Annotated in this window: 2 protein-coding genes; both read left to right on the plus strand. The window is 44.6% G+C overall.

All coding sequences use genetic code 11. From position 1 onward, the window contains the following. A partial coding sequence (locus tag ACS8FC_RS18655; protein ID WP_439297889.1) for a uracil phosphoribosyltransferase occupies positions 1–133 on the plus strand: 133 nt, incomplete at its 5' end. 71 nt (positions 134–204) lie between these two features. Continuing rightward, positions 205–630, plus strand: a 426-nt coding sequence (locus ACS8FC_RS18660; RefSeq protein ID WP_439297888.1) for an SDR family NAD(P)-dependent oxidoreductase, incomplete at its 3' end; no start/stop codon positions are given.

Here is a 630-nt window from a genome sequence, read left to right on the forward strand (position 1 = left end):
TAATGAAGCACATCCTGACGTGACTATTTATACTGCCGCTTTAGACAGTCACTTGGATGAGCACGGTTATATCATTCCAGGTCTGGGTGATGCGGGTGATAAGATTTTTGGTAAGCAATTATCAAATAGATAAACCGTCTTAGCACAAAAAGCCATCATCAAGATTATGGTAAAAAACTAACACATCAATAATAAGGACAGACAATGAATGTATTGATTACAGGAGCAAGCGCAGGTTTTGGTAAAGCGCTGGCAGAGCGTTTGGTAGCCAATGGTCATCGCGTGATTAGTTGCGCCAGACGCCTTGATAAATTAAATGCGTTAGCAGATACGTTAGGCGATGCATTCTTGCCTGTTGTGATGGATGTGAGTGAGACGGCATCTATCCCGCAAATTATTGCTGACTTGCCTGATGATTTTAAACAGATTGATGTCTTGGTCAATAATGCAGGCTTGGCACTGGGTACAGAGCCTGCCCACAAAGCCAATCTCGATGATTGGATGCGCATGACGGATACCAATGTTAAAGGTCTAATGGCATTGACTCATGCGGTCTTGCCAGCGATGGTCGAACGCGACAGCGGTTATATCATCAATGTTGGCTCGATCGCTGGGAGCTGGCCATACTTC

The sequence above is a fragment of the Psychrobacter sp. 1Y4 genome (assembly GCF_051847555.1).